The sequence below is a fragment of the Streptomyces sp. NPDC003248 genome (assembly GCF_055563235.1).
On record NZ_JBVHDT010000016.1, the window covers coordinates 63,789 to 84,163 of the forward strand.

A 20,375-nucleotide genomic window follows, 5' to 3' on the forward strand; every position below is an offset into this window, starting at 1 on the left:
AACGTCCAGATATGAGCGATTCCGCTCCCCGGCGCAGGGCTCCCGACCAGCCATGGCGCACCGAGGGCACCCCGGACGAGGCACCACGGCCGTCCGGCGGCAGAAGACCGCGCGCCCGCTGGTGGGCGCTCGCCGTCACCGCCGTGATCGTCTTCCTGCTGGTCTACGGCGGGCTGCACTTCTACGGCCGGGGCAACGAGCCGACGATCTCCTACACGGAGTTCAGCCGGCAGGTCGACCGGGGCAACGTCGACACCATCTACTCCAAGGGCGACGCGATCCAGGGCCGGCTCAAACAGGCACGGGACAATCCCGAGGGCGGCGGCGAGTACACCCGGTTCCGGACGCAGCGCCCGGCCTTCGCGGACGACGCCCTCTGGCAGAACCTGAGCAGGCACGACGTCACGGTGACCGCGCGGCCGGTCGTCCAGGAGCGCGGTCTGCTGGCCAACCTGCTGATCTCGCTGGTCCCGATCGTCGTCCTGGTCGCGGTGTGGGTGTTCTTCGCCCGGCGGCTGCGCGGCGGCCTGGGTGGCGCGGGCGGCATGCTCGGCCGCAAGGCGCCGCCCCGGCCGGTCGAGCTGCGGTCGGGCACCGGGCGCACCACGTTCGCCGACGTGGCCGGGATCGACGAGGTCAAGGGGGAGCTCGACGACGTGGTCGACTTCCTGGAGCACCCGGACGTCTACCGCAGGATGGGCGCGAAGATGCCCCGCGGCGTGCTGCTGGCGGGCTCGCCCGGCACCGGCAAGACGCTGCTGGCGCGCGCGGTGGCGGGCGAGGCGGGCGTGCCGTTCTTCTCGGCCTCCGCCTCCGAGTTCATCGAGATGATCGTCGGCGTCGGCGCGTCCCGGGTCCGTGAGTTGTTCGCCGAGGCCCGCAAGGTCGCGCCGTCGATCATCTTCATCGACGAGATCGACACCATCGGGCGGGCCCGCGGCGCCGGCGCGTCGGTGAGCGGACACGACGAGCGCGAGCAGACCCTGAACCAGATCCTCACCGAGATGGACGGCTTCACCGGCTCGGAGGGCGTCGTCGTCATCGCGGCGACGAACCGCGCCGACATCCTCGACCCGGCACTGACCCGGCCCGGCCGCTTCGACCGGGTGGTCAACGTGTCCCCGCCGGACCGCGCCGGCCGGGAGGCGATCCTGCGCATCCACACGCGTGACATCCCCCTCGCCCCGGACGTCGACCTGGCCCGGGTGGCCCGCACGACCCCGGGGATGACGGGCGCGGACCTGGCCAACCTCGCCAACGAGGCCGCCCTGCTCGCCGTCAAGCGCAAGCAGGAGCGGGTGACGTCGGCCGACCTGTCGGAGGCGCTGGAGAAGGTGCAGCTGGGGGCGGAGCGCACGCTCGTGATGCCCGAGGAGGACCGCCGTCGCACCGCCTACCACGAGAGCGGGCACGCCCTCCTCGGCATGTTGCAGCCCGGCGCCGACCCGGTCCGCAAGGTCACCATCGTGCCGCGCGGCCGGGCGCTCGGGGTGACCATGTCGACGCCCGAGGTGGAGCGGTACGCGCTCTCCGAGGAGTACCTGCGCGGCCGCATCATCGGCGCCCTCGGCGGGATGGCGGCCGAGCAGGTGATCTACGGGGTCGTCACGACCGGCGCCGAGAACGACCTCGAACAGGTCACCAACATCGCGCGCGGCATGGTCGCGCGGTGGGGCATGAGCGAGCGCGTGGGCCGCCTCTCCGCGCTGCCCGGCGACGCCCAGCAGGCGTACGGCCTCGCCGCCGCCCCGCGGACCCTCGACGTCATCGACGATGAGATGCGCCGCGTCGTCGAGGCGTGCTACGAGGAGGCGTGCCGCAAACTCCGCGACCACCGCGGCCAGTTGGACGCCCTCGCCGAAGCGCTGCTGGAGCACGAGACGCTGGAGGAGGCGCACGCGTACCGCGTCGCGGGGATCACCCGGCTGACCAAGGGCGAGGGGGAGAGGGAGGCGTAGCCCCGCCGGAGGTCCCGGTCAGGGGTCTCGCGCAGGGGTCTCGCTCAGAGCTCTCACTCATGAGTCCCGATCAGGCTTCTCGCTCGGAGCTCTCGCTCAGCGGTCCCGCTCAGCGGTCCCGCTCAGCGGTCCCGCTCAGCGGTCCCGCTCAGAGGCCCCCTTCAGGCTTCCCGCTCAGGGAGTCCGGGCGATCAGGTACCGGAACACGTTCGGCATCCAGACCGTGCCGTCCTCGCGCCGGTGCGGGTGCAGCGCCTCGGTCACCTCCTTCTCCACCTGCACCTGGTCGGTCGCGGCGATCGCCGCGTCGAACAGGCCGGTGGACAGCAGACCCCTCAGGGCGCTGTCGACCCCCGCGTACCCGAAGGGGCAGGCCACCCGTCCGGAACCGTCCGGCTTCAGCCCGGCCCGCTGCGCGACGTCCTCCAGGTCGTCGCGCCGGGCGGGGCGCCAACTGCCGCCGGCGTGCAGGGGATCGGCCAGCTTGGCGGCGACCCGCAGCACGGCGGAGGTGGCGCAGCGCTCCGGCGGACCCCAGCCGACGAGCACCACGGGCGCGCCCCGCTCGGCCAGCGGTGTGGCGGCCGCGAGCAGGTCGCCGAGGCCCTCGGAGTCGCCCGCGAGGCAGCCGATGGGTTCGAAGGCGGTCACCAGGTTGTACGCGGGTTCCCCGGCGTCGGCGGTGCCGGCCGCGTCCTCGGGCGTGCCGTCCAGGAGCCGGATGCCGGCGGGTGCGGGTCCGCCCGGCGTCTCCGGCAGCAGCCGCCGGCGGGCGAGGGCCAGCCGCTCGGGGTGCCGGGTCTCGACGCCGGTCAGGGCGGCGCCTCTGGAGGACGCCATCAGCAGGGCCAGCCCGGATCCGCAGCCGAGACCCAACAGCCGTGTGCCGGGGCCCACTTCCAGTCGCTCGTGGACGGCCTCGTAGAGCGGGACCAGCATCCGCTCCTGGATCTCGGACCAGTCACGCGCGCGGGCACCCGGATCCGCGCGGGGCACCGGCCCCGTGTGAGGAAGGTGCTGCCGCACGAGCGTAGGTGTCATGGAAAAGCGCCCCAATCCGCCGAGAGTTGCCGCTGTGCCGGTTCTGCATATGGCCCCCGTCAGTCGTCCGCACTCCCCCCGTATGTCAGGTAACTCCCCACCCGACCCCGCGTCCAGGGGTTGCGGCGCCCGGAGTGCGGTCCACCCGTGCGAGTGGCGAGATTTCACATGGCGGCAACCTGGGGCCGTACCATCGCGCCATGGCAACGGCACCCGTTCTCACCCCGCGGGCGGACGACTTCCCCCGCTGGTACCAGGATCTGATCGCCAAGGCCGAGCTGGCCGACAACGGACCGGTGCGCGGCACCATGGTGATCCGACCGTACGGGTACGGACTGTGGGAGCGGATGCAGGCGGAGATGGACGCCCGCATCAAGGAGACGGGCGCCCAGAACGCGTACTTCCCCCTGCTGATCCCGCAGTCGTACCTCACGCGCGAGGCCGACCACGTCGAGGGGTTCGCGCCCGAGCTGGCGGTGGTCACGCACGGCGGCGGCAAGGAGCTGGAGGAGCCGGCGGTGGTCCGCCCCACCTCCGAGATGATCATCAACGCGTCCTTCGCGAAGTGGGTGCAGAGCTACCGCGACCTTCCGCTGCTCATCAACCAGTGGGCGAACGTGGTGCGCTGGGAGCTGCGGCCCCGGCTCTTCCTGCGCACGACCGAGTTCCTCTGGCAGGAGGGCCACACCGCGCACGCCACCCGCGAGGACGCGCGCGACTTCGCCTCCCGCATCCACCGCCGCGTCTACGAGGACTTCATGGTGGACGTCCTCGCCATGGACGTCGTCGCCGGCCGCAAGACCGCCAGAGAGCGGTTCGCCGGAGCGGTCAACACCCTCACCCTCGAAGGGATGATGGGCGACGGCAAGGCCCTCCAGATGGCCACCAGCCATGAGCTGGGGCAGAACTTCGCCCGGGCCTTCAACACCTCGTACCTGTCGAAGGACGGCACGCAGGAGCTGGTCTGGCAGACCTCCTGGGGCTCGACCACACGCATGATCGGCGCCCTGGTGATGATGCACGGCGACGACGACGGCCTGCGGGTGCCGCCGCGGCTGGCGCAGGTCCAGGCCGTCGTCCTGGCGGTCAAGGGCGACGAGGCGGTACTGGCCAAGGCCCACGAGCTGGGCGACCGGCTGGAGGCGGCCGGGATCCGCGTCCGGGTCGACGACCGCACCGACGTGCCCTTCGGGCGGCGCGCGGTCGACTGGGAGCTCAAGGGCGTGCCCGTCCGTATCGAGATCGGCCCCCGTGACCTGGGGAACGGCACCGCGATGCTGGCGCGCCGCATCCCGGGAGGCAAGGAGCCGGTGGCCCTGGACGCGCTGGCCGACGTGCTGCCCAAGGTCCTCGAGGACGACCAGGCCCTGCTGCTGCGGCAGTCCCGCGAGCGCCGCGAGTCCCGTACGGCGGACGTGACCACGGTCGAGGAGGCCGTCGAGGCGGCCACCGCCGGCGGCTGGGCGCGCATCCCGTGGGCGACGCTCGGCGAGGAGGGCGAGGCCAGGCTCGCCGACCACGCGGTGACCGTACGGTGTCTGGTCGCCGAGGACGGGTCGGTGCCCGAGGACGGCGACGCGCCCGGTAACGTCGCGATCGTCGCGCGCGCTTACTGAGACGACACCCTCCGGCGAGGCGGCGGCCGAAACACCTCTTGCGCCCCCGCCGCACATCTGCACCCCGGCGCGCGGGCATCGTCTACGCGCCGGGGCAGAAGGGGCGGCCCCAAGGCGTATGGCGGACTACGCACCACCTTGGCACGAGCTGTGCGGGCTTCTCCGCAGATCAGCGCACCCGCCCTCGTCAGGACGCATCAGCGGCAACTGACGGGTACGTGCAAATTATTTGGGATGCCCCGGAATAGGAACACAGGGGCACCCCCGCTCGTTGTCATTACGTGAGCACGACACAGACACCACCTGTTCTCGCCGCAGAGCTGGCGCAGGCGTGGGCCGACATTCAGCGGTACCACCCCGAGCTGCCGGACCTTGCCGCGCCAGAGTCCCTGATCGGGGAGTCGTCGTCCGCCTGCGGTCACGAGCTCTCCTTCGAGCGACTGCTCCATGAGGCAGTCCACGGGATCGCCGCCGCGCGCGGCGTCCGCGACACCTCCCGCGCCGGCCGATACCACAACCGCAGATTCCTCGCGATCGCCGAGGAACTGGGTCTGGACCACCCCGAGGAACCGCATCCCAGCAGCGGCTTCTCGCTGGTCACGCTCAATCCCGAGGCCAAGCGCCGCTACCGTCCGACGATCGAGCGCCTCCAGCGGGCCCTCAAGGCCCACACCGCGGCCACCTCCGCCGACACCACCCGCGCCTTCCGCGGCCCGGCCGCCCGCCACGGCTCCTCCGGCGGCGGCGTCCGCGTCAAGGCGGTCTGCGACTGCGGCCGCAACGTCCGGGTGGTGCCGTCGGTCCTCGCCCAGGCCCCCATCGTGTGCGGAGGGTGCGGCAAGCCGTTCCGCATCCCCGAGGTGGCCGGCGCGGCATGACCCGAGGGCCGTCGCGGCCCGCCCGTCGTGTACCGGCATCTCGTGGCTGCCGGGTCCGCGGGGCAGGGGGCCGGCACCGGCCGCGGGCGCGTGGGGACTGATCGCGCACTTCCCCGCGCCCCGCTCCCGGGCACGCCTGTGAGGCACCCGAACCGCCGGGTGCCTCACAGGCGTGCCCGGGCGGCTCCCCCCCGCACCCTCGTCCGGAAGCGGACCGGAGCGTGTGGCAGAATGGCTGGCTGTACTCGACAGCCGCACAGGACCCCTCTCTCCTCCGGCTGACGCGTCCATCGGGCACTCGGGTACCGCAACCCCACGCGGCGTCCCGCCGTGCCCCACCACGTCAATCCAGGAGAACCCACTCCCGTGGCAGTCAAGATCAAGCTGAAGCGTCTGGGCAAGATCCGTTCGCCTCACTACCGCATCGTCGTCGCCGACTCCCGTACCCGTCGTGACGGTCGTGCGATCGAGGAGATCGGCAAGTACCAGCCGACGTACAACCCGTCGATCATCGAGGTCGACGCCGACCGCGTGGCCTACTGGCTCGGCGTCGGCGCCCAGCCGACCGAGCCCGTGCTCGCCATCCTGAAGAAGACCGGCGACTGGCAGAAGTTCAAGGGCGAGCCCGCCCCGGCCCCGCTGCTCGTGGCCGAGCCGAAGAAGGCACGTGTGTCGTTCGAGGCGCTCGGTGGCGACGACGAGGGCAAGGGTGAGGCCATCACCCAGAAGAAGAAGGCTGAGAAGAAGGACGAGGCCGCTGCCGAGTCCGAGTCGACCGAGGCCTGAGCAGCATGCTCGAAGAGGCGCTTGAGCACCTCGTGAAGGGCATCGTCGACAACCCCGACGATGTGCAGGTCGCCTCGCGCAACCTGCGCCGCGGGCGGGTGCTCGAGGTCCGGGTCCACCCCGACGACCTCGGCAAGGTGATCGGCCGCAACGGCCGCACCGCACGTGCCCTGCGCACCGTCGTGGGCGCCATCGGCGGCCGTGGAGTCCGTGTCGACCTCGTCGACGTCGACCACGTCCGCTGACGCAATTCGCAGCACCGGCTCGGGCCGGGGAGGGCCACTGGGCCGTCCCCGGCCCGACGTCGTGACGACAGGAGATCTTCGAACAGTGCAGCTCGTAGTCGCACGGATCGGCCGCGCCCACGGCATCAAGGGCGAGGTCACCGTGGAGGTCCGCACCGACGAGCCGGAACTGCGGCTCGCCCCCGGCGCCGTACTGTCCACGGACCCCGCCACGGCGGGGCCGCTCACGATCGAGACCGGCCGGGTGCACAGCGGCCGTCTCCTCCTGCGCTTCGCGGGCGTCACCGACCGCACCGCGGCCGAGGCCCTGCGCAACACCCTCCTGATCGCCGAGGTGGATCCCGAGGAACTCCCCGAGGACGAGGACGAGTACTACGACCACCAGCTCATCGACCTCGACGTGGTGACCGAGGACGGCGTGGAGGTCGGCCGGATCACCGAGATCTCCCACCTGCCCTCCCAGGACCTCCTCATCGTCGAGCGGGCCGACGGCAGCGAGGTGATGATCCCCTTCGTCGAGGAGATCGTCACCGAGATCGACCTGAAGGAGCAGCGCGCGGTCATCGACCCGCCGCCCGGCCTCATCGACGACCGCGCGGAGATCGCCTCCGCGCGCGACGCGTCCGGGGACGAGGCCTGATGCGCCTCGACGTCGTCACGATCTTCCCCGAGTACCTCGACCCCCTGCACCTCTCCCTGGTCGGCAAGGCACGCGCGCGCGGACAGCTCGACGTCCACGTGCACGACCTGCGGCACTGGACCTACGACCGGCACAACACCGTCGACGACACCCCGTACGGCGGCGGCCCCGGCATGGTGATGAAGACCGAGCCGTGGGGCGACGCCCTCGACTCGGTCCTGGCCGACGGCTACGAGACCGGCGCGCACGCCCCCGCGCTCGTCGTGCCCACCCCCAGCGGCCGCCCGTTCACCCAGGAACTCGCCGTCGAACTCTCCGAGCGCCCCTGGCTGATCTTCACGCCCGCCCGCTACGAGGGCATCGACCGTCGCGTCGTCGACGAGTACGCCACCCGGATCCCCGTCTACGAGGTCTCCATCGGCGACTACGTCCTCGCCGGCGGCGAGGCGGCCGTCCTGGTCGTCACCGAGGCCGTGGCCCGGCTGCTGCCCGGCGTGCTCGGCAACGCCGAGTCCCACCGCGACGACTCCTTCGCGCCCGGCACCATGGCCAACCTCCTCGAAGGCCCCGTCTACACCAAACCGCCCGCCTGGCGCGGCCGGGACATCCCCGAGGTGCTGCTCAGCGGCCACCACGGGAAGATCGCCCGCTGGCGCCGTGACGAGGCCCTGCGCCGGACCACGGCCCACCGGCCCGACCTGATCGAGCGCTGCGACCCCAGGGCCTTCGACAAGAAGGACCGCGAGATGCTCTCCATCCTGGGCTGGGCGCCGGACCCCGAGGGCGAGGCGTACGGCCGATTTTGGCGCAGGACCGAGAGCGTGGAAGAATAGGCCGCTGTTGTGCGCCGTCCGGTATGCGCCCCTGCCACAGGGGGACACGACGCCCGCCCCGACGCGCACGCCCCTTTCCCCGTACATCTAGTTCCCGTTGATGACCTGTGGCATCAGCGAAGAAAGCAGACGACATGTCCCACCTGCTCGACTCCCTCGACGCCGCGTCGCTGCGCAGCGACGTCCCGGCCTTCCGCCCGGGCGACACCGTCAACGTCCACGTCCGCGTCATCGAGGGCAACCGCTCCCGTGTGCAGCAGTTCAAGGGCGTCGTCATCCGCCGCCAGGGCGCCGGTGTCCGCGAGACCTTCACGGTCCGCAAGGTCTCCTTCTCCGTCGGCGTCGAGCGCACCTTCCCCGTGCACACCCCGATCGTCGAGAAGATCGAGCTCGTGACCCGCGGTGACGTGCGTCGCGCCAAGCTGTACTACCTGCGCGAGCTGCGCGGCAAGGCCGCGAAGATCAAGGAGAAGCGCGACAACTGAGCGCGCTCGGGAGTTCAGAGCGGGGCCGGATAACATCTGGCCCCGATGGACACCGAAGCACAGTCGACGGAGCGCGACCGCTCCTCCCGCCCTTCCGACACCACGGACGCCTCGCAGCAGGCCGTGGGACCGGACGGGCCGGAGGGACGGTCGCGTTTCGCGTTGGCGGCGCGGATCACCGACCTGCTCCCGGGCGGCCGGATCAGCCTCACCCTGCTGATCTGCCTGCTCTTCCTGCTGCTCCTGAACGCTTTCGTGGTCAAGCCGTTCCAGATACCCAGCGGATCCATGGAGAACGGATTGAGGATCGGCGACCGCGTTCTCGTAAATAGGTTGGCGTACCGTTTCGGTGCGGAGCCGCGCCGCGGTGACGTGGTGGTGTTCGACGGCACCGGATATTTCGGGGACGCCGACTACGTCAAACGCGTTGTGGGTGTGGGGGGAGACCACGTGGTCTGCTGCGACGACGAGGGGAGGATCCAGGTGAACGGCCGGCCGGTCGACGAGTCGACGTACCTGTATCCGGGCGACAGCCCGTCCACGGTGCCCTTCGACGTGGAGGTGCCCGACGGCACCCTGTTCGTCCTCGGCGACCACCGCAGTGCCTCCAGCGACTCCCGCGACCACCTGGGCTCGCCGGGCGGCGGCATGATCCCCGTCGACGACGTGATCGGCCGCGCCGACTGGATCGTGCGGTCTGTCGTCGACGTCACCCGCCTGCACCGCCCGGACGCCTACGCGCGCGTGCCCGCGGCGGCGGGTGCGCCGACGGACGCGGCGGGCACCTCTGAGGGTGCGGTGGTCACCTCTGCGGGTGGAGCGGTCACCCCTGCGGGCGTAGCGGTCACCTCTGCGGGCGCGGTGGTCACCCGTAAGGGTGCGGTGATCACCCCTGTGGGTGTGGTGATCACCCCTGCGGGAGCGGTGGTCACCGCCCAGGGCGCGGTGATCAGCCGGACGGACGCGGCGGGCACCCGTACCGTCGCAGCGGGCACCCGTACCGTCGCAGCAGGTGCCCGTCCCGTCGTGGCGGGCACCCCGGCGGACAGGGCGGACGCCCATGGGTAACCGCGGCAAGCCCCGCGGCGTCCCCAGCAGCCCCGCGGACACCCTCCTGCCCACCGGAGCCCGGCGCGCCTCCGGCCCCTCGGCCGGCCGCACCCGCGCGGAGCGGCGCAAGCTCCAGCGCAAGGTCAAGCGCAAGCGCAGGCGCGGCGCCGTCCGGGAGATCCCGCTCCTCGTCGGGGTCGCCGTCCTGATAGCCCTGGTGCTGAAGACGTTCCTCGTGCAGGCCTTCGTGATCCCGTCCGGCTCGATGGAGCAGACCATCCGGATCGGCGACCGCGTCCTGGTCGACAAGTTCACGCCGTGGTTCGGCTCCAAGCCGGAGCGCGGCGACGTCGTCGTCTTCAAGGACCCCGGTGGCTGGCTCAACGACGAGCAGACCACCGCCAAGAAGGACGACCCCGTCGGCGTCAAACAGGTCAAGGAGGCCCTCACCTTCATCGGCCTGCTGCCGTCCGACGACGAGAAGGACCTCATCAAGCGGGTCGTCGGCGTCGGCGGCGACCGCGTCAAGTGCTGCGACACGCAAGGGCGGGTCACCGTCAACGGCGTTCCCCTGAACGAGGGGGACTACCTCTACCCCGGCAACGCCCCCTCCGGCACCTCGTTCGACATCACCGTCCCCCAGGGACGGCTGTGGGTGATGGGCGACCACCGGGACAACTCCGCGGACTCCCGAGCCCACCAGAACACCGACTACGGCGGCACCGTCTCCGAGGACGAGGTGGTCGGGCGGGCCATGGTCATCGCCTGGCCGCTGGGCCACTGGAACACCCTCAAGGAACCGCAAACCTTCTCTTCGGTGACCGACGCGGTCGCCGGGACGGCGGCGTCCTCCCAGACGTCGCATAGGGTTGATCCCGACGATCCGAACGGAACGATCCGACTCCCGAGCCCTGCGGAACTCCCGCTCGTTATGGGAGTGGTGGGCCTGCGTCGTACCTGGGGCAGGCAGCGGCACAGAGTGAGGAGTTGGCGTGGGGGATGTGGCGGTTGGCGCACGGTCCGGGCACGACGGCGAGGAGCACCGCGGACGTCCCGTGGACGCGGCCGACCCGGTGTCCGACGACATCGTGACCTCGGACAATGACGGCCCGGCGGCCGGAGGAGACGGACCCGGCGACGGGCCGCCCCGCACGACCGGGCCGGGGCCGGACGACGGGGCGCCCCAGGCGAAGAAGCCGCGCTCCTTCTGGAAGGAACTGCCGATCCTCATCGGCATCGCCCTCGTCCTCGCCCTGCTGATCAAGACGTTCCTGGTCCAGGCGTTCTCGATCCCCTCCGACTCGATGCAGAACACCCTCCAGGAGGGTGACCGCGTCCTGGTCGACAAGCTGACGCCGTGGTTCGGCTCCGAGCCCGAGCGCGGCGAGGTCGTGGTCTTCCACGACCCGGACAACTGGCTGGCGGGCGAGCCCACCCTCGAACCGAACGCCGTGCAGACCGTCCTCAGCTGGATCGGCCTGATGCCGTCCGCGGAGGAGAAGGACCTCATCAAGCGGGTGATCGGCGTCGGCGGCGACACCGTCTCCTGTAGCAAGACCGGCCCGCTGAAGGTCAACGGCAAGGCGCTCGACGAGCCGTACGTGTACCCCGGCAACACGCCGTGCAGCATGGACGACCAGGGCGGCCAGTTCACGGTGAAGGTCCCCGAGGGCTACATCTGGGTCATGGGCGACCACCGCCAGAACTCGCGGGACTCCCGCTACAACCAGTCCGACAAGCACCACGGCATGGTCCCCGTCGACGAGGTCGTCGGCCGCGCCGTCGTCAAGGCCTGGCCCATCAACCGCTGGGGCACGCTGCCCGTGCCGGACACCTTCGACCAGAGCGGCCTCGACGCCCGGTCGGCCGCCTCCACCGCCCTGACGGTCGCCCCGGAGGGCCTCGCCCTCGCCGGCGTCGTCCCACTGGCGCTGTGGCGGCGCCGGCGCGCACAGGTGTCCGGGACCCGCTGACCCGCCGCCCGGCCCGTCGTATCCGCTGACCCGTCGCCCGCCCCCGCCGTACCCGCTCGGCAAACCCTTTCCCAAGCTTGCGACCACGGCCGGGGGCGAACGGCTGACCCGGCTCGGTACCGCCGGGTAGGGTGCGGATCCATGGGCGGTGAGAGCACGACACGTACGGCCCCGCACAGCGGCGGCGGCACCAGCAGTGGCCCGGTGGGCAGCCGGACCGGACAGCGTCTGTCCGGTGCGGCGGTCGCGCTGGGCCTCGTGCTGTTCCTCGCCGGCTTCGGGTGGGCCGTGCTGACCTACCGGCCGTACACCGTGCCCACCGGTTCCATGGCCCCCACGATCGACGCCGGGGACCGGGTGCTGGCCCAGGTGGTGGACGGCGACGAGGTACGGCGCGGGGACGTCGTGGTCTTCACCGACAAGACCTGGGCGGACGACGCGCCCGTGGTCAAGCGCGTCGTCGCGGTCGGCGGTGACACGGTCTCCTGCTGCACCGACGGCAAGCTCACCGTCAACGGCCGGCAGATCGAGGAGTCCTACCTGCCCGAGGGGAGCCCCGCCGAGATCAAGAACTTCGCCACCGTGGAGGTCCCCGAGGGCCGGCTGTTCCTGCTCGGCGACGAGCGCCAGGGCTCACTGGACTCCACCGCCCACCTCACGGACGCGGCCGCCGGCACGGTCGCGCGCGGTGCCGTCAAGGCCCGCGTCGACGCCGTCGTCTGGCCCATGGAGGGCATGCTCGAACGCCCAACCGGCTTCGAGCCGCTCGGCGCGCTCTCCCGGCCGGGCCCGCTGAGCACGATCGGCTGGCTGATCGTCGTCGGCGCGGCCCTCGTCCTCGGCGGCGGCGCGTACGGCCCGATCGCCCAGCGCGTCAGCCGTCGTTCCCGGCCGGAGTCCTCCGGAGTCCGCCGGTGACCGCTGAGACGAGCCGCGCGAGCACCGACTCGTACCAGGGCGGGCTGCGCAGGGTCGCCCGGGTGGTCCTGCTCGACCCCGAGGACCGCATCCTGCTGCTGCACGGCCACGAGCCGGACGATCCGGCCGACGACTGGTGGTTCACGCCCGGCGGTGGAGTGGAGGGCGACGAGACCCGTGAAGAGGCCGCGCTGAGGGAACTCGCCGAGGAGACGGGCATCACCGACGTCGACCTCGGCCCGGTGGTGTGGCGGCGCAGGTGCTCCTTCCCGTTCGCGGGCCGCCGCTGGGACCAGGACGAGTGGTACTACCTGGCCCGTACGGCCGTGACGGTGACCGGGGCCACCGCCCTGACCGAGCTGGAGCGGCGCAGCGTCGCCGGAGCGCGCTGGTGGACGTGTCGGGAACTCGCCCGGACACATGAGACGGTGTATCCGACCAGACTCGCCGAGCTGCTGCAACGGCTGCTCGACGAAGGTCCCCCGGCCCGCCCCGAAACCCTCGACACGGAAATCGTCTAGCGGCTCACGGGACGGGCGCACAATGGGGAGATCGCACGGCTGAAGGGGAACATGCCATGAGCGCCGAGGACCTCGAGAAGTACGAGACCGAGATGGAGCTGAAGCTCTACCGGGAGTACCGCGACGTCGTCGGTCTGTTCAAATACGTGATCGAGACCGAGCGGCGTTTCTACCTGACCAACGACTACGAGATGCAGGTGCACTCGGTCCAGGGCGAGGTGTTCTTCGAGGTATCGATGGCGGACGCCTGGGTGTGGGACATGTACCGGCCGGCCCGGTTCGTGAAGCAGGTACGCGTCCTTACGTTCAAGGACGTGAACATCGAGGAGCTGAACAAGAGCGACCTGGAGCTCCCGGGCGGGTGACGGGCTCCCCCGTACGGGTAGCTGCTCACTCATGTGGGTGACAGGGTTTTCCACAGACGCCGAGTTGCGCACCAAGATCCATCTCTTCGCCGCGGACGCGTGAACGTGGGCACCGGAGGTGGTGCCCACATGAGCACGGATCTGGCGCGAGGAGCGCTCGGCAGGTACGGCGAGGAACTGGCCGCCCGACGGCTGGCCGAGGCCGGGATGACGGTCCTGGAGCGCAACTGGCGCTGCGGCAGGACCGGAGAGATCGACATCGTCGCCCGGGACGGCGACGTCCTGGTCGTCTGCGAGGTCAAGACCCGCAGGGACGGCGGCTTCCAGCACCCCATGGCGGCCCTGACACCCACCAAGGCCCGGCGCCTGCGCGGCCTCGCCGAACGCTGGATCCAGGCACACGGGGGAGCACCGCCGGGCGGCGTCCGCATCGACCTGGTCGGCGTCGTCCTGCCGACCCGCGGAGCCCCCGTCGTCGAGCACGCGCGGGGGGTGGCCTGAGATGGGGTTCGCACGGACGTGCTCGGTCGCACTGGTGGGCGTCGAGGGGGTCGTGGTCGAGGTCCAGGCGGACCTGGAGCCCGGAGTGGCGGCCTTCACCCTGGTAGGGCTGCCCGACAAGAGCCTGACCGAGAGCCGGGACCGGGTGCGGGCGGCGGTGGTGAACTCGGGAGCCGAGTGGCCGCAGAAGAAACTCACCGTCGGCCTCAGCCCCGCCTCGGTGCCGAAGGGCGGCAGCGGATTCGACCTCGCCATCGCCAGCGCCGTGCTCGGCGCGAGCGAGCGGATCGACCCCCGCGTGCTCGCCGACATCGTGATGATCGGGGAACTGGGGCTCGACGGACGCGTACGGCCGGTGCGGGGCGTGCTGCCCGCCGTACTGGCCGCCGCCGAGGCCGGCTACGCGCAGGTGGTCGTGCCGGAGTGCGCCGCCGCCGAGGCATCGCTGGTGCCGGGGGTCTCCGTGCTCGGGGTACGCAGTCTGCGGCAGCTGATCGCCGTCCTGGCCGACGAGCCCGTACCGGACGAGGAACGGGACGACCCGGACCGGCCGGACCCGCTCCTGGCCGGCCTGCGAATGCCCGGCACGGCAGCGGCCACCGGCATGCTCGGCGCGGGCGGGCACGACCACAGCCTCGACCTCGCCGACGTCGTCGGCCAGCGCTCGGCGCGGACGGCCGTGGAGGTCGCCGCGGCCGGCGGACACCACCTGTTCCTCGAAGGCCCCCCGGGCGCGGGCAAGACGATGCTCGCCGAACGCCTCCCCGCCGTGCTGCCCCGGCTCACCCGGGAGGAGTCCCTGGAGGTCACGGCCGTCCACTCGGTGGCAGGACTCCTGCCACCCGGCAAGCCCCTCATCGACGTTCCCCCCTACTGCGCCCCGCACCACTCCGCCACCATGCAGGCACTCGTCGGGGGCGGCGCGAACATCGCCCGCCCGGGCGCCGTCTCCATGGCGCACCGAGGGGTGCTCTTCCTGGACGAGACCCCGGAGTTCAGCAGCCGGGCCCTCGACGCCCTGCGCCAGCCCCTGGAGGCGGGACACGTCGTGATCGCGCGCAGCGCCGGCGTGGTGCGGTTCCCCGCACGGTTCCTCATGGTGCTCGCGGCCAACCCCTGCCCGTGCGGTCGCTTCTCCCAGCGGGACACCCTGTGCGAGTGCCCGCCCTCAGCGGTCCGCCGCTACCAGGCCCGGCTCTCCGGGCCGCTGCTCGACCGGGTCGACCTGCGCGTCGAGGTCGACCCGGTCGGCAGGGCGGAACTCGCCCACCGAGGTCCCGGGGGCGAATCCACGGCGACCGTCGCCGACCGGGTGCGAGCCGCCCGGCAGCGTGCGACGACCCGGCTCGCCGACACCCCCTGGCGGACCAACGGCGACGTGCCCGGACGGGAGCTGCGCAGCCGGTTCCGCCCCGCGGCCGGGGCGATGGACGAGGCGGAACGGAACCTGGAACGCGGCGTGCTCACCGCCCGCGGCCTGGACCGGGTCCTGCGCGTCGCCTGGACCGTCGCCGACCTCGTCGGCCATGACCGCCCCGACGCCTCGGACGTCGCCCTGGCGCTGCAACTGCGCACGGGCGTGCCGCGCGGGGTGCCGATGGCGCTGGGGGCCCCGACGTGACCGGTGCCGGCGACCCGGACGAGGAGCGGCTCGCCCGGGTCTACCTGGCCCGGGTCGTCGAGCCCGGTGACGAGGCCGGCGGGCGGTGGGTGCGCGAGCGCGGACCCGCCGAGGTGGCCCGGCGGCTCCGGGACGGCGGAGAACCCCTGCCCGGCGTCACGGCGCGCAAGTGGGCCGGACTCCTCGCGCGGGCCGCGCGGGCCGAACCGGAGCGCGACCTGGCCGTCGCCCGGGACGCCGGCGTCCGGTTCGTGTGCCCGGGGGACGTCGAGTGGCCCAGCCCCCTGGACGACCTCGGCGACGCCCGTCCCCTGGGCCTGTGGGTCCGCGGCGGGCCCAGCCTGCGGATGTGGGCGCTGCGCTCGGTCGCGGTCGTCGGCGCCCGCGCCTGCACCGCATACGGCGCCCACATGGCGGTCACCCTCGCCGCCGGTCTCGCCGAACGCGGCTGGGTGGTGGTCTCCGGCGGCGCGTACGGCGTCGACGGCGCCGCCCACCGGGGCGCCCTCGGCGCGGGCGGCGCCACCGTGGCCGTCCTCGCCTGCGGGGTCGACCGGCCCTACCCGCGCGGCCACACGGAACTGATCGGCAGGATCGCGGCACAGGGGCTGGTCGTGGGAGAACTGCCACCGGGCGACCACCCGACACCGAGCAGGTTCGTCCAGCGCAACCGGGTGATCGCCGCGCTCACCCGCGGCACGGTGGTGGTCGAGGCCGCCCACCGCAGCGGCTCGCTGGTCACCGCACGGGCGGCCCTGCGGCTCGGCCGGCACACCATGGGAGTGCCCGGACCCGCCACCAGCGCCCTGTCCGCGGGGGTGCACGAGCTCCTGCGGCAGGAAGCGGTGCTGGTCACCGACGCCGCGGAGGTCGTCGAGCTGGTCGGCGACATGGGCGAACTGGCGCCGGAGCGGCGCGGGCCGGTGCTGCCGCGCGACCTCCTGCACGCCGGCGCCCGGCGGATCCTCGCCGCCCTCCCCGGCCACCGGGCCGCGACGGCCGACGAGATCGCCCGCGAGGCCTGGACCACCCCGGACGACGCGATCGCGAAACTGTACGAACTCAGGGCACTCGGCTACGTCGAACGACATGGCGACGGCTGGAAGTTGACACGCCAGGCGATGCTCTCCGTCCGAGGAGGGCGACACCCGTGTTGACCGACGGGTTCGGCCGTCCGGGGGAACGCCGAACCCCTTGCAAACGACCGCAGTTGACGCGTCCCGGCCGTGAGCCGCGGCGACCGTCCCGCCCCGGCCCGCCGCCCCCGGGGACGCCTCCGCGGACAGGTCCGACCCGGTTCTTCGCGCACCGCGACACTCCAGTCACGCTACGCTCACAAGGATTCCGGTACAGAACGGCACCCACCGCCCACTTCCCGCAGGACGGCACCACTCGGCACCACCCGGCACCAGACGGCAGCAGACGGAGCAACGACGACAGCTCACCCCGTACCCCTCCGACCCCCCGTACGTCACGGCAGAACGGCACAAGGCGACGAATGCCCCAGCACACCTCCGGGTCCGACCGGGCGGCGATCCCCCCAGCCGCCCGCGACGGTGGCAGCGCGCGGCCGCCCGCTCCCTCGACGCTCGAGGAGCTGTGGCGCTCGTACAAGGCGACGGGGGACGACCGGCTGCGGGAGCAGCTGATCCTGCACTACTCGCCCCTGGTGAAGTACGTCGCCGGCCGGGTCAGCGTGGGCCTGCCGCCCAACGTGGAGCAGGCGGACTTCGTGTCGTCCGGGGTGTTCGGGCTGATCGACGCGATCGAGAAGTTCGACATCGACCGGGAGATCAAGTTCGAGACGTACGCGATCACCCGGATCCGGGGCGCGATGATCGACGAGCTGCGCGCGCTGGACTGGATCCCGAGGTCCGTACGGCAGAAGGCCCGCAACGTGGAGCGGGCGTACGCGACGCTGGAGGCGCGGCTGCGGCGGACGCCGACGGAGTGCGAGGTCGCCGCCGAGATGGGCATCGCGGTCGATGAACTGCACACGGTGTTCAGCCAGCTGTCGCTGGCCAACGTGGTGGCGCTCGAGGAGCTGCTGCACGTCGGGGGCGAGAGCGGGGACGGTCTCAGCGTCATGGACACGCTGGAGGACACCGCCGCGGACAACCCCGTGGAGGTGGCCGAGGACCGGGAGCTGCGCAGATTCCTGGCACGGGCGATCAACACGCTGCCCGACCGCGAGAAGACGGTGGTCACGCTCTACTACTACGAAGGGCTGACCCTCGCCGAGATCGGCAACGTACTGGGGGTGACCGAGAGCCGGGTCAGCCAGATCCACACCAAATCGGTGCTCCAGCTGCGCGCGAAACTGGCGAGCTTCGGTCGTTGACCTGGCCGGACGACGGAAGTGGGAGCGGAGTCACTCCCGTCGGCGGTGCGGCGTCCGTAAAGTGGTCGACGTGCCAAGGATTCGAGCGGCCTCCGTGGCCGAGCACCGGTCGATGCAGCGAGCCGCCCTGCTGGACGCGGCCCGCTCGCTGCTGTCCGAGGGCGGGACGGAGGCGCTGACCTTCCCCGCCCTAGCCGAGCGGACGGGGCTCGCCCGTTCGTCCGTGTACGAGTACTTCCGGTCCCGCGCCGCCGTGGTCGAGGAACTGTGCGAGGTCGACTTCCCCGTGTGGGCGGCGGAGGTCGAGGCGGCGATGGCCGCGGCCGACACGCCGGCGGCCAAGGTCGAGGCGTACGTACGGCGGCAGCTGGCCCTGGTCGGCGACCGGCGGCACCGGGCCGTCGTGGCGATCTCGGCGAGCGAGCTGGACGCGGGGGCGCGGGAGAAGATCCGCGCCGCCCACGGCGGACTCGTCGCGATGATCGTCGAGGCACTGGGCGACATGGGGCACGCGGAGCCCCGGCTGGCGGCGATGCTGCTCCAGGGCATCGTGGACGCGGCCGTGCGCCGGATCGAGCTGGGAGCCGCGGAAGATCCCGCGGTGATCACCGACGCGGCGGTCGCGATGGTGCTGCGGGGGGTCGCCGGCTGAGACGGCCGGGCAGGGTGGCGGGGACGCCCTTGCGGTGGGGCCACCGCACCCTGTCCCCGCCCACGGGCCCCCTCCCCCCTCCCCTCCCCCCACCCCCTCCTCCCATCCCACCCCCCAAAGCCCCGCACCCGAACCGCCAGCCATGCCCGCCCCCTACGGAAGCGGTACCCCCAGCACCGGCAGCAGCCGCGGCGGGCCCTTTCTCAGCAGCTCTGGCGGCAGCAGTGTGAGCGGGTTGAGGTAGGTCCGGCCCCTCAGCAGTCCCCAGTGCAGGCACGGCGTCGTGCAGTGTGAGCCGGTGGGTTCCACGGTGCCGATGACCTCGCCGGCCGCCACGTCGTCGCCCCTGGTGACGGACGCCCGTACCGGCTCGTACGTGGTGCGCAGGTCCGTGCCCGTCAGTTCCACGGACACCACGCCCCGTCCCGCGACCCGGCCCGCGTACGACACGCGGCCGGTCGCCGCCGCGCGCACCGGTGCGCCGGGTGTCGTGGTGAGGTCCACGCCCCGGTGGCCGCGGGTGTACGCCGTCGCCGGGGGTTCCCAGCCGCGTACCACCGTCGGGCGCGCGCCCACCGGCCAGGACCGGCCGATGGGCGGGGCCGGGGCCGGCGGGGGAGGGGCGGCGCGCGGCGGCGGGGGCGGATTCGCCCACGCCACGGGGGCCGTCACGGTGATCAGGAGCCCCAGCAGCAGGGCCGTACAGCGCTTCGGGTGCATGGGGAAAGGGTGTCGTGATGCGGCCGATCACGGCCGGAACCTGTGGACAACCCTCCGCTTGTGGACGGCGGCGTCACCCGGCGCCCCCCGGGTCCCGTACACTTCTTCTGGCGATCCGGGTCACCGGGTCGACTTCGCACGCCCCGGTACCAGGGCCGACACGCTCGGTCCGCCGGTACCCGCGCCCCTCGGTCCTTCGTGGCTCGGCGCACCGCGGGCGTCAGGCGCGGGAGCCGTCCGGCTCTCGCGGCACAACCGAGAAACCCAAGGAGAACGGCCATGGCCGTCGTCACGATGCGGGAGCTGCTGGAGAGCGGCGTCCACTTCGGTCACCAGACCCGTCGCTGGAACCCGAAGATGAAGCGCTTCATCTTCACCGAGCGCAACGGCATCTACATCATCGACCTGCTCCAGTCGCTGTCGTACATCGACCGCGCCTACGAGTTCGTCAAGGAGACCGTCGCCCACGGCGGCACGGTCATGTTCGTCGGTACGAAGAAGCAGGCGCAGGAGGCCATCGCCGAGCAGGCCACCCGCGTCGGCATGCCCTACGTCAACCAGCGCTGGCTGGGCGGCATGCTCACCAACTTCTCGACCGTCTACAAGCGTCTGCAGCGCCTCAAGGAGCTCGAGCTCATCGACTTCGAGGACGTCGCCGCGTCCGGTCTGACGAAGAAGGAGCTCCTGGTCCTCTCCCGCGAGAAGGCCAAGCTGGAGAAGACCCTCGGCGGTATCCGCGAGATGTCCAAGGTCCCGAGCGCCGTCTGGATCGTGGACACCAAGAAGGAGCACATCGCGGTCGGTGAGGCCCGGAAGCTCAACATCCCGGTCGTCGCCATCCTCGACACCAACTGCGACCCCGACGAGGTCGACTACAAGATCCCGGGCAACGACGACGCGATCCGCTCCGTCACCCTGCTCACCCGTGTGATCGCCGACGCCGTCGCCGAGGGCCTCATCGCCCGCTCCGGCGTCGCCACCGGCGACAAGGGTGAGAAGGCCGCGGGCGAGCCGCTCGCCGAGTGGGAGCGCGACCTGCTCGAGGGTGAGAAGAAGGCCGACGAGGCTCCGGCCGCCGAGGCGCCCGCCGCTGAGGCCCCGGCCGCCGAGGCCCCGGCCGCGGAGGCTCCGGCCGCCGAGGGCGAGCAGGCCTGACCGTCCCGTCAGCGTCGACGGCGGGAGTGGTGACATGAGATCCGCTCCCGCCGTTCACCCGTAGGTCAGCGCAGAG

At 72.2% G+C, this 20,375-nt stretch carries 21 protein-coding genes and 1 pseudogene; 20 read left to right on the plus strand and 2 right to left on the minus strand.

Annotation, left to right across the window (positions count from 1 at the left end):
• Positions 1-11: 11 nt before the first annotated feature.
• The gene (gene ftsH / locus ACZ3KJ_RS29460) at positions 12-1,958 is read left to right on the plus strand and encodes an ATP-dependent zinc metalloprotease FtsH (RefSeq protein ID WP_467531400.1); all 1,947 of its coding nucleotides are present in this window, start codon (positions 12-14) and stop codon (positions 1,956-1,958) included.
• 174 nt (positions 1,959-2,132) lie between these two features.
• Here ftsH and ACZ3KJ_RS29465 read toward each other — a convergent pair whose 3' ends face one another.
• Positions 2,133-2,999 carry a type 1 periplasmic-binding domain-containing protein gene (locus ACZ3KJ_RS29465; protein ID WP_467531402.1) on the minus strand — a complete coding sequence of 289 codons (867 nt, stop codon included), beginning with the start codon at positions 2,997-2,999 and terminating at the stop codon, positions 2,133-2,135.
• Positions 3,000-3,199: 200 nt separating this feature from the next.
• Here ACZ3KJ_RS29465 and proS point away from each other — a divergent pair, with 200 nt between their 5' ends.
• The 18 genes and pseudogenes from proS to ACZ3KJ_RS29555 all read left to right on the plus strand — a co-directional run bounded on the left by proS (position 3,200) and on the right by ACZ3KJ_RS29555 (position 18,424).
• Positions 3,200-4,615, plus strand: a complete 1,416-nt coding sequence (gene proS / locus ACZ3KJ_RS29470; RefSeq protein ID WP_467531404.1) for a proline--tRNA ligase — start codon at positions 3,200-3,202, stop codon at positions 4,613-4,615.
• A 281-nt stretch (positions 4,616-4,896) separates the two neighbouring features.
• A complete protein-coding gene (locus tag ACZ3KJ_RS29475; RefSeq protein ID WP_389520263.1) occupies positions 4,897-5,493 on the plus strand; it encodes a hypothetical protein in 597 nt (198 codons plus the stop codon).
• Positions 5,494-5,859: 366 nt separating this feature from the next.
• A complete protein-coding gene (rpsP, locus tag ACZ3KJ_RS29480; protein ID WP_467531406.1) occupies positions 5,860-6,279 on the plus strand; it encodes a 30S ribosomal protein S16 in 420 nt (139 codons plus the stop codon).
• 5 nt (positions 6,280-6,284) lie between these two features.
• Positions 6,285-6,524, plus strand: coding sequence for an RNA-binding protein (locus tag ACZ3KJ_RS29485; protein ID WP_003973401.1), 240 nt, complete (start codon positions 6,285-6,287; stop codon positions 6,522-6,524).
• Positions 6,525-6,609: 85 nt separating this feature from the next.
• On the plus strand, positions 6,610-7,164 hold the full coding sequence (gene rimM / locus ACZ3KJ_RS29490) for a ribosome maturation factor RimM (protein ID WP_467531408.1): 555 nt from the start codon (positions 6,610-6,612) through the stop codon (positions 7,162-7,164).
• Positions 7,164-7,997 carry a tRNA (guanosine(37)-N1)-methyltransferase TrmD gene (gene trmD, locus ACZ3KJ_RS29495; RefSeq protein ID WP_467531410.1) on the plus strand — a complete coding sequence of 278 codons (834 nt, stop codon included), beginning with the start codon at positions 7,164-7,166 and terminating at the stop codon, positions 7,995-7,997. Before rimM ends, trmD begins: the two co-directional genes overlap by 1 nt.
• Before the next feature lie 134 nt (positions 7,998-8,131).
• Positions 8,132-8,482: a 50S ribosomal protein L19 gene (gene rplS / locus ACZ3KJ_RS29500; RefSeq protein WP_264936867.1), complete on the plus strand. Its 351-nt coding sequence runs from the start codon at positions 8,132-8,134 to the stop codon at positions 8,480-8,482.
• 45 nt (positions 8,483-8,527) lie between these two features.
• Positions 8,528-9,247 (plus strand): annotated as a pseudogene (gene lepB, locus ACZ3KJ_RS29505) (signal peptidase I); the annotation flags it as partial.
• A 295-nt stretch (positions 9,248-9,542) separates the two neighbouring features.
• The gene (lepB, locus tag ACZ3KJ_RS29510; protein WP_467531412.1) at positions 9,543-10,637 is read left to right on the plus strand and encodes a signal peptidase I; all 1,095 of its coding nucleotides are present in this window, start codon (positions 9,543-9,545) and stop codon (positions 10,635-10,637) included.
• Positions 10,525-11,505, plus strand: coding sequence for a signal peptidase I (lepB, locus tag ACZ3KJ_RS29515; RefSeq protein ID WP_467531414.1), 981 nt, complete (start codon positions 10,525-10,527; stop codon positions 11,503-11,505). Before lepB (ACZ3KJ_RS29510) ends, lepB (ACZ3KJ_RS29515) begins: the two co-directional genes overlap by 113 nt.
• A gap of 141 nt (positions 11,506-11,646) precedes the next feature.
• Positions 11,647-12,423, plus strand: coding sequence for a signal peptidase I (gene lepB, locus ACZ3KJ_RS29520; RefSeq protein ID WP_467531416.1), 777 nt, complete (start codon positions 11,647-11,649; stop codon positions 12,421-12,423).
• Entirely contained in the window at positions 12,420-12,944 is a 525-nt protein-coding gene (locus tag ACZ3KJ_RS29525) for an NUDIX hydrolase (protein ID WP_467531418.1), read from the plus strand. The genes lepB (ACZ3KJ_RS29520) and ACZ3KJ_RS29525 overlap by 4 nt, the downstream gene beginning before the upstream one ends.
• A gap of 56 nt (positions 12,945-13,000) precedes the next feature.
• Complete coding sequence (locus ACZ3KJ_RS29530; protein ID WP_003965949.1) at positions 13,001-13,309, plus strand: DUF2469 domain-containing protein; 309 nt, start codon at positions 13,001-13,003, stop codon at positions 13,307-13,309.
• 99 nt (positions 13,310-13,408) lie between these two features.
• Positions 13,409-13,810: a YraN family protein gene (locus tag ACZ3KJ_RS29535; RefSeq protein ID WP_467531420.1), complete on the plus strand. Its 402-nt coding sequence runs from the start codon at positions 13,409-13,411 to the stop codon at positions 13,808-13,810.
• Between the two features lies 1 nt (position 13,811).
• On the plus strand, positions 13,812-15,431 hold the full coding sequence (locus tag ACZ3KJ_RS29540) for a YifB family Mg chelatase-like AAA ATPase (protein WP_467531422.1): 1,620 nt from the start codon (positions 13,812-13,814) through the stop codon (positions 15,429-15,431).
• Positions 15,428-16,588 carry a DNA-processing protein DprA gene (gene dprA, locus ACZ3KJ_RS29545; protein ID WP_467531424.1) on the plus strand — a complete coding sequence of 387 codons (1,161 nt, stop codon included), beginning with the start codon at positions 15,428-15,430 and terminating at the stop codon, positions 16,586-16,588. Before ACZ3KJ_RS29540 ends, dprA begins: the two co-directional genes overlap by 4 nt.
• A 341-nt stretch (positions 16,589-16,929) precedes the next feature.
• Entirely contained in the window at positions 16,930-17,772 is an 843-nt protein-coding gene (whiG, locus tag ACZ3KJ_RS29550) for an RNA polymerase sigma factor WhiG (protein ID WP_389520245.1), read from the plus strand.
• Positions 17,773-17,866: 94 nt separating this feature from the next.
• Positions 17,867-18,424 carry a TetR/AcrR family transcriptional regulator gene (locus ACZ3KJ_RS29555; RefSeq protein ID WP_467531509.1) on the plus strand — a complete coding sequence of 186 codons (558 nt, stop codon included), beginning with the start codon at positions 17,867-17,869 and terminating at the stop codon, positions 18,422-18,424.
• Between the two features lie 153 nt (positions 18,425-18,577).
• On the opposite strand, the gene ACZ3KJ_RS29560 is transcribed toward ACZ3KJ_RS29555, so the two are convergent.
• Complete coding sequence (locus ACZ3KJ_RS29560; RefSeq protein WP_467531426.1) at positions 18,578-19,144, minus strand: murein hydrolase activator EnvC family protein; 567 nt, start codon at positions 19,142-19,144, stop codon at positions 18,578-18,580.
• Between the two features lie 279 nt (positions 19,145-19,423).
• Between ACZ3KJ_RS29560 and rpsB the strand changes: the two genes are divergently transcribed.
• Entirely contained in the window at positions 19,424-20,299 is an 876-nt protein-coding gene (gene rpsB / locus ACZ3KJ_RS29565) for a 30S ribosomal protein S2 (protein ID WP_467531428.1), read from the plus strand.
• The last annotated feature ends 76 nt before the right edge of the window (positions 20,300-20,375 follow it).

Bases quoted from the DNA above. Each gene is read 5' to 3' on its own strand.
- ACZ3KJ_RS29540 (WP_467531422.1), top strand. From the start codon at position 13,812: ATGGGGTTCGCACGGACGTGCTCGGTCGCACTGGTGGGCGTCGAGGGG.
- lepB (WP_467531412.1), top strand. From the start codon at position 9,543: ATGGGTAACCGCGGCAAGCCCCGCGGCGTCCCCAGCAGCCCCGCGGAC.
- ACZ3KJ_RS29465 (WP_467531402.1), bottom strand. From the start codon at position 2,999: ATGACACCTACGCTCGTGCGGCAGCACCTTCCTCACACGGGGCCGGTG.
- lepB (WP_467531416.1), top strand. From the start codon at position 11,647: ATGGGCGGTGAGAGCACGACACGTACGGCCCCGCACAGCGGCGGCGGC.
- rpsB (WP_467531428.1), top strand. From the start codon at position 19,424: ATGGCCGTCGTCACGATGCGGGAGCTGCTGGAGAGCGGCGTCCACTTC.
- ACZ3KJ_RS29485 (WP_003973401.1), top strand. From the start codon at position 6,285: ATGCTCGAAGAGGCGCTTGAGCACCTCGTGAAGGGCATCGTCGACAAC.
- whiG (WP_389520245.1), top strand. From the start codon at position 16,930: ATGCCCCAGCACACCTCCGGGTCCGACCGGGCGGCGATCCCCCCAGCC.
- proS (WP_467531404.1), top strand. From the start codon at position 3,200: ATGGCAACGGCACCCGTTCTCACCCCGCGGGCGGACGACTTCCCCCGC.
- ACZ3KJ_RS29530 (WP_003965949.1), top strand. From the start codon at position 13,001: ATGAGCGCCGAGGACCTCGAGAAGTACGAGACCGAGATGGAGCTGAAG.
- trmD (WP_467531410.1), top strand. From the start codon at position 7,164: ATGCGCCTCGACGTCGTCACGATCTTCCCCGAGTACCTCGACCCCCTG.
- rplS (WP_264936867.1), top strand. From the start codon at position 8,132: ATGTCCCACCTGCTCGACTCCCTCGACGCCGCGTCGCTGCGCAGCGAC.
- ACZ3KJ_RS29560 (WP_467531426.1), bottom strand. From the start codon at position 19,144: ATGCACCCGAAGCGCTGTACGGCCCTGCTGCTGGGGCTCCTGATCACC.
- ftsH (WP_467531400.1), top strand. From the start codon at position 12: ATGAGCGATTCCGCTCCCCGGCGCAGGGCTCCCGACCAGCCATGGCGC.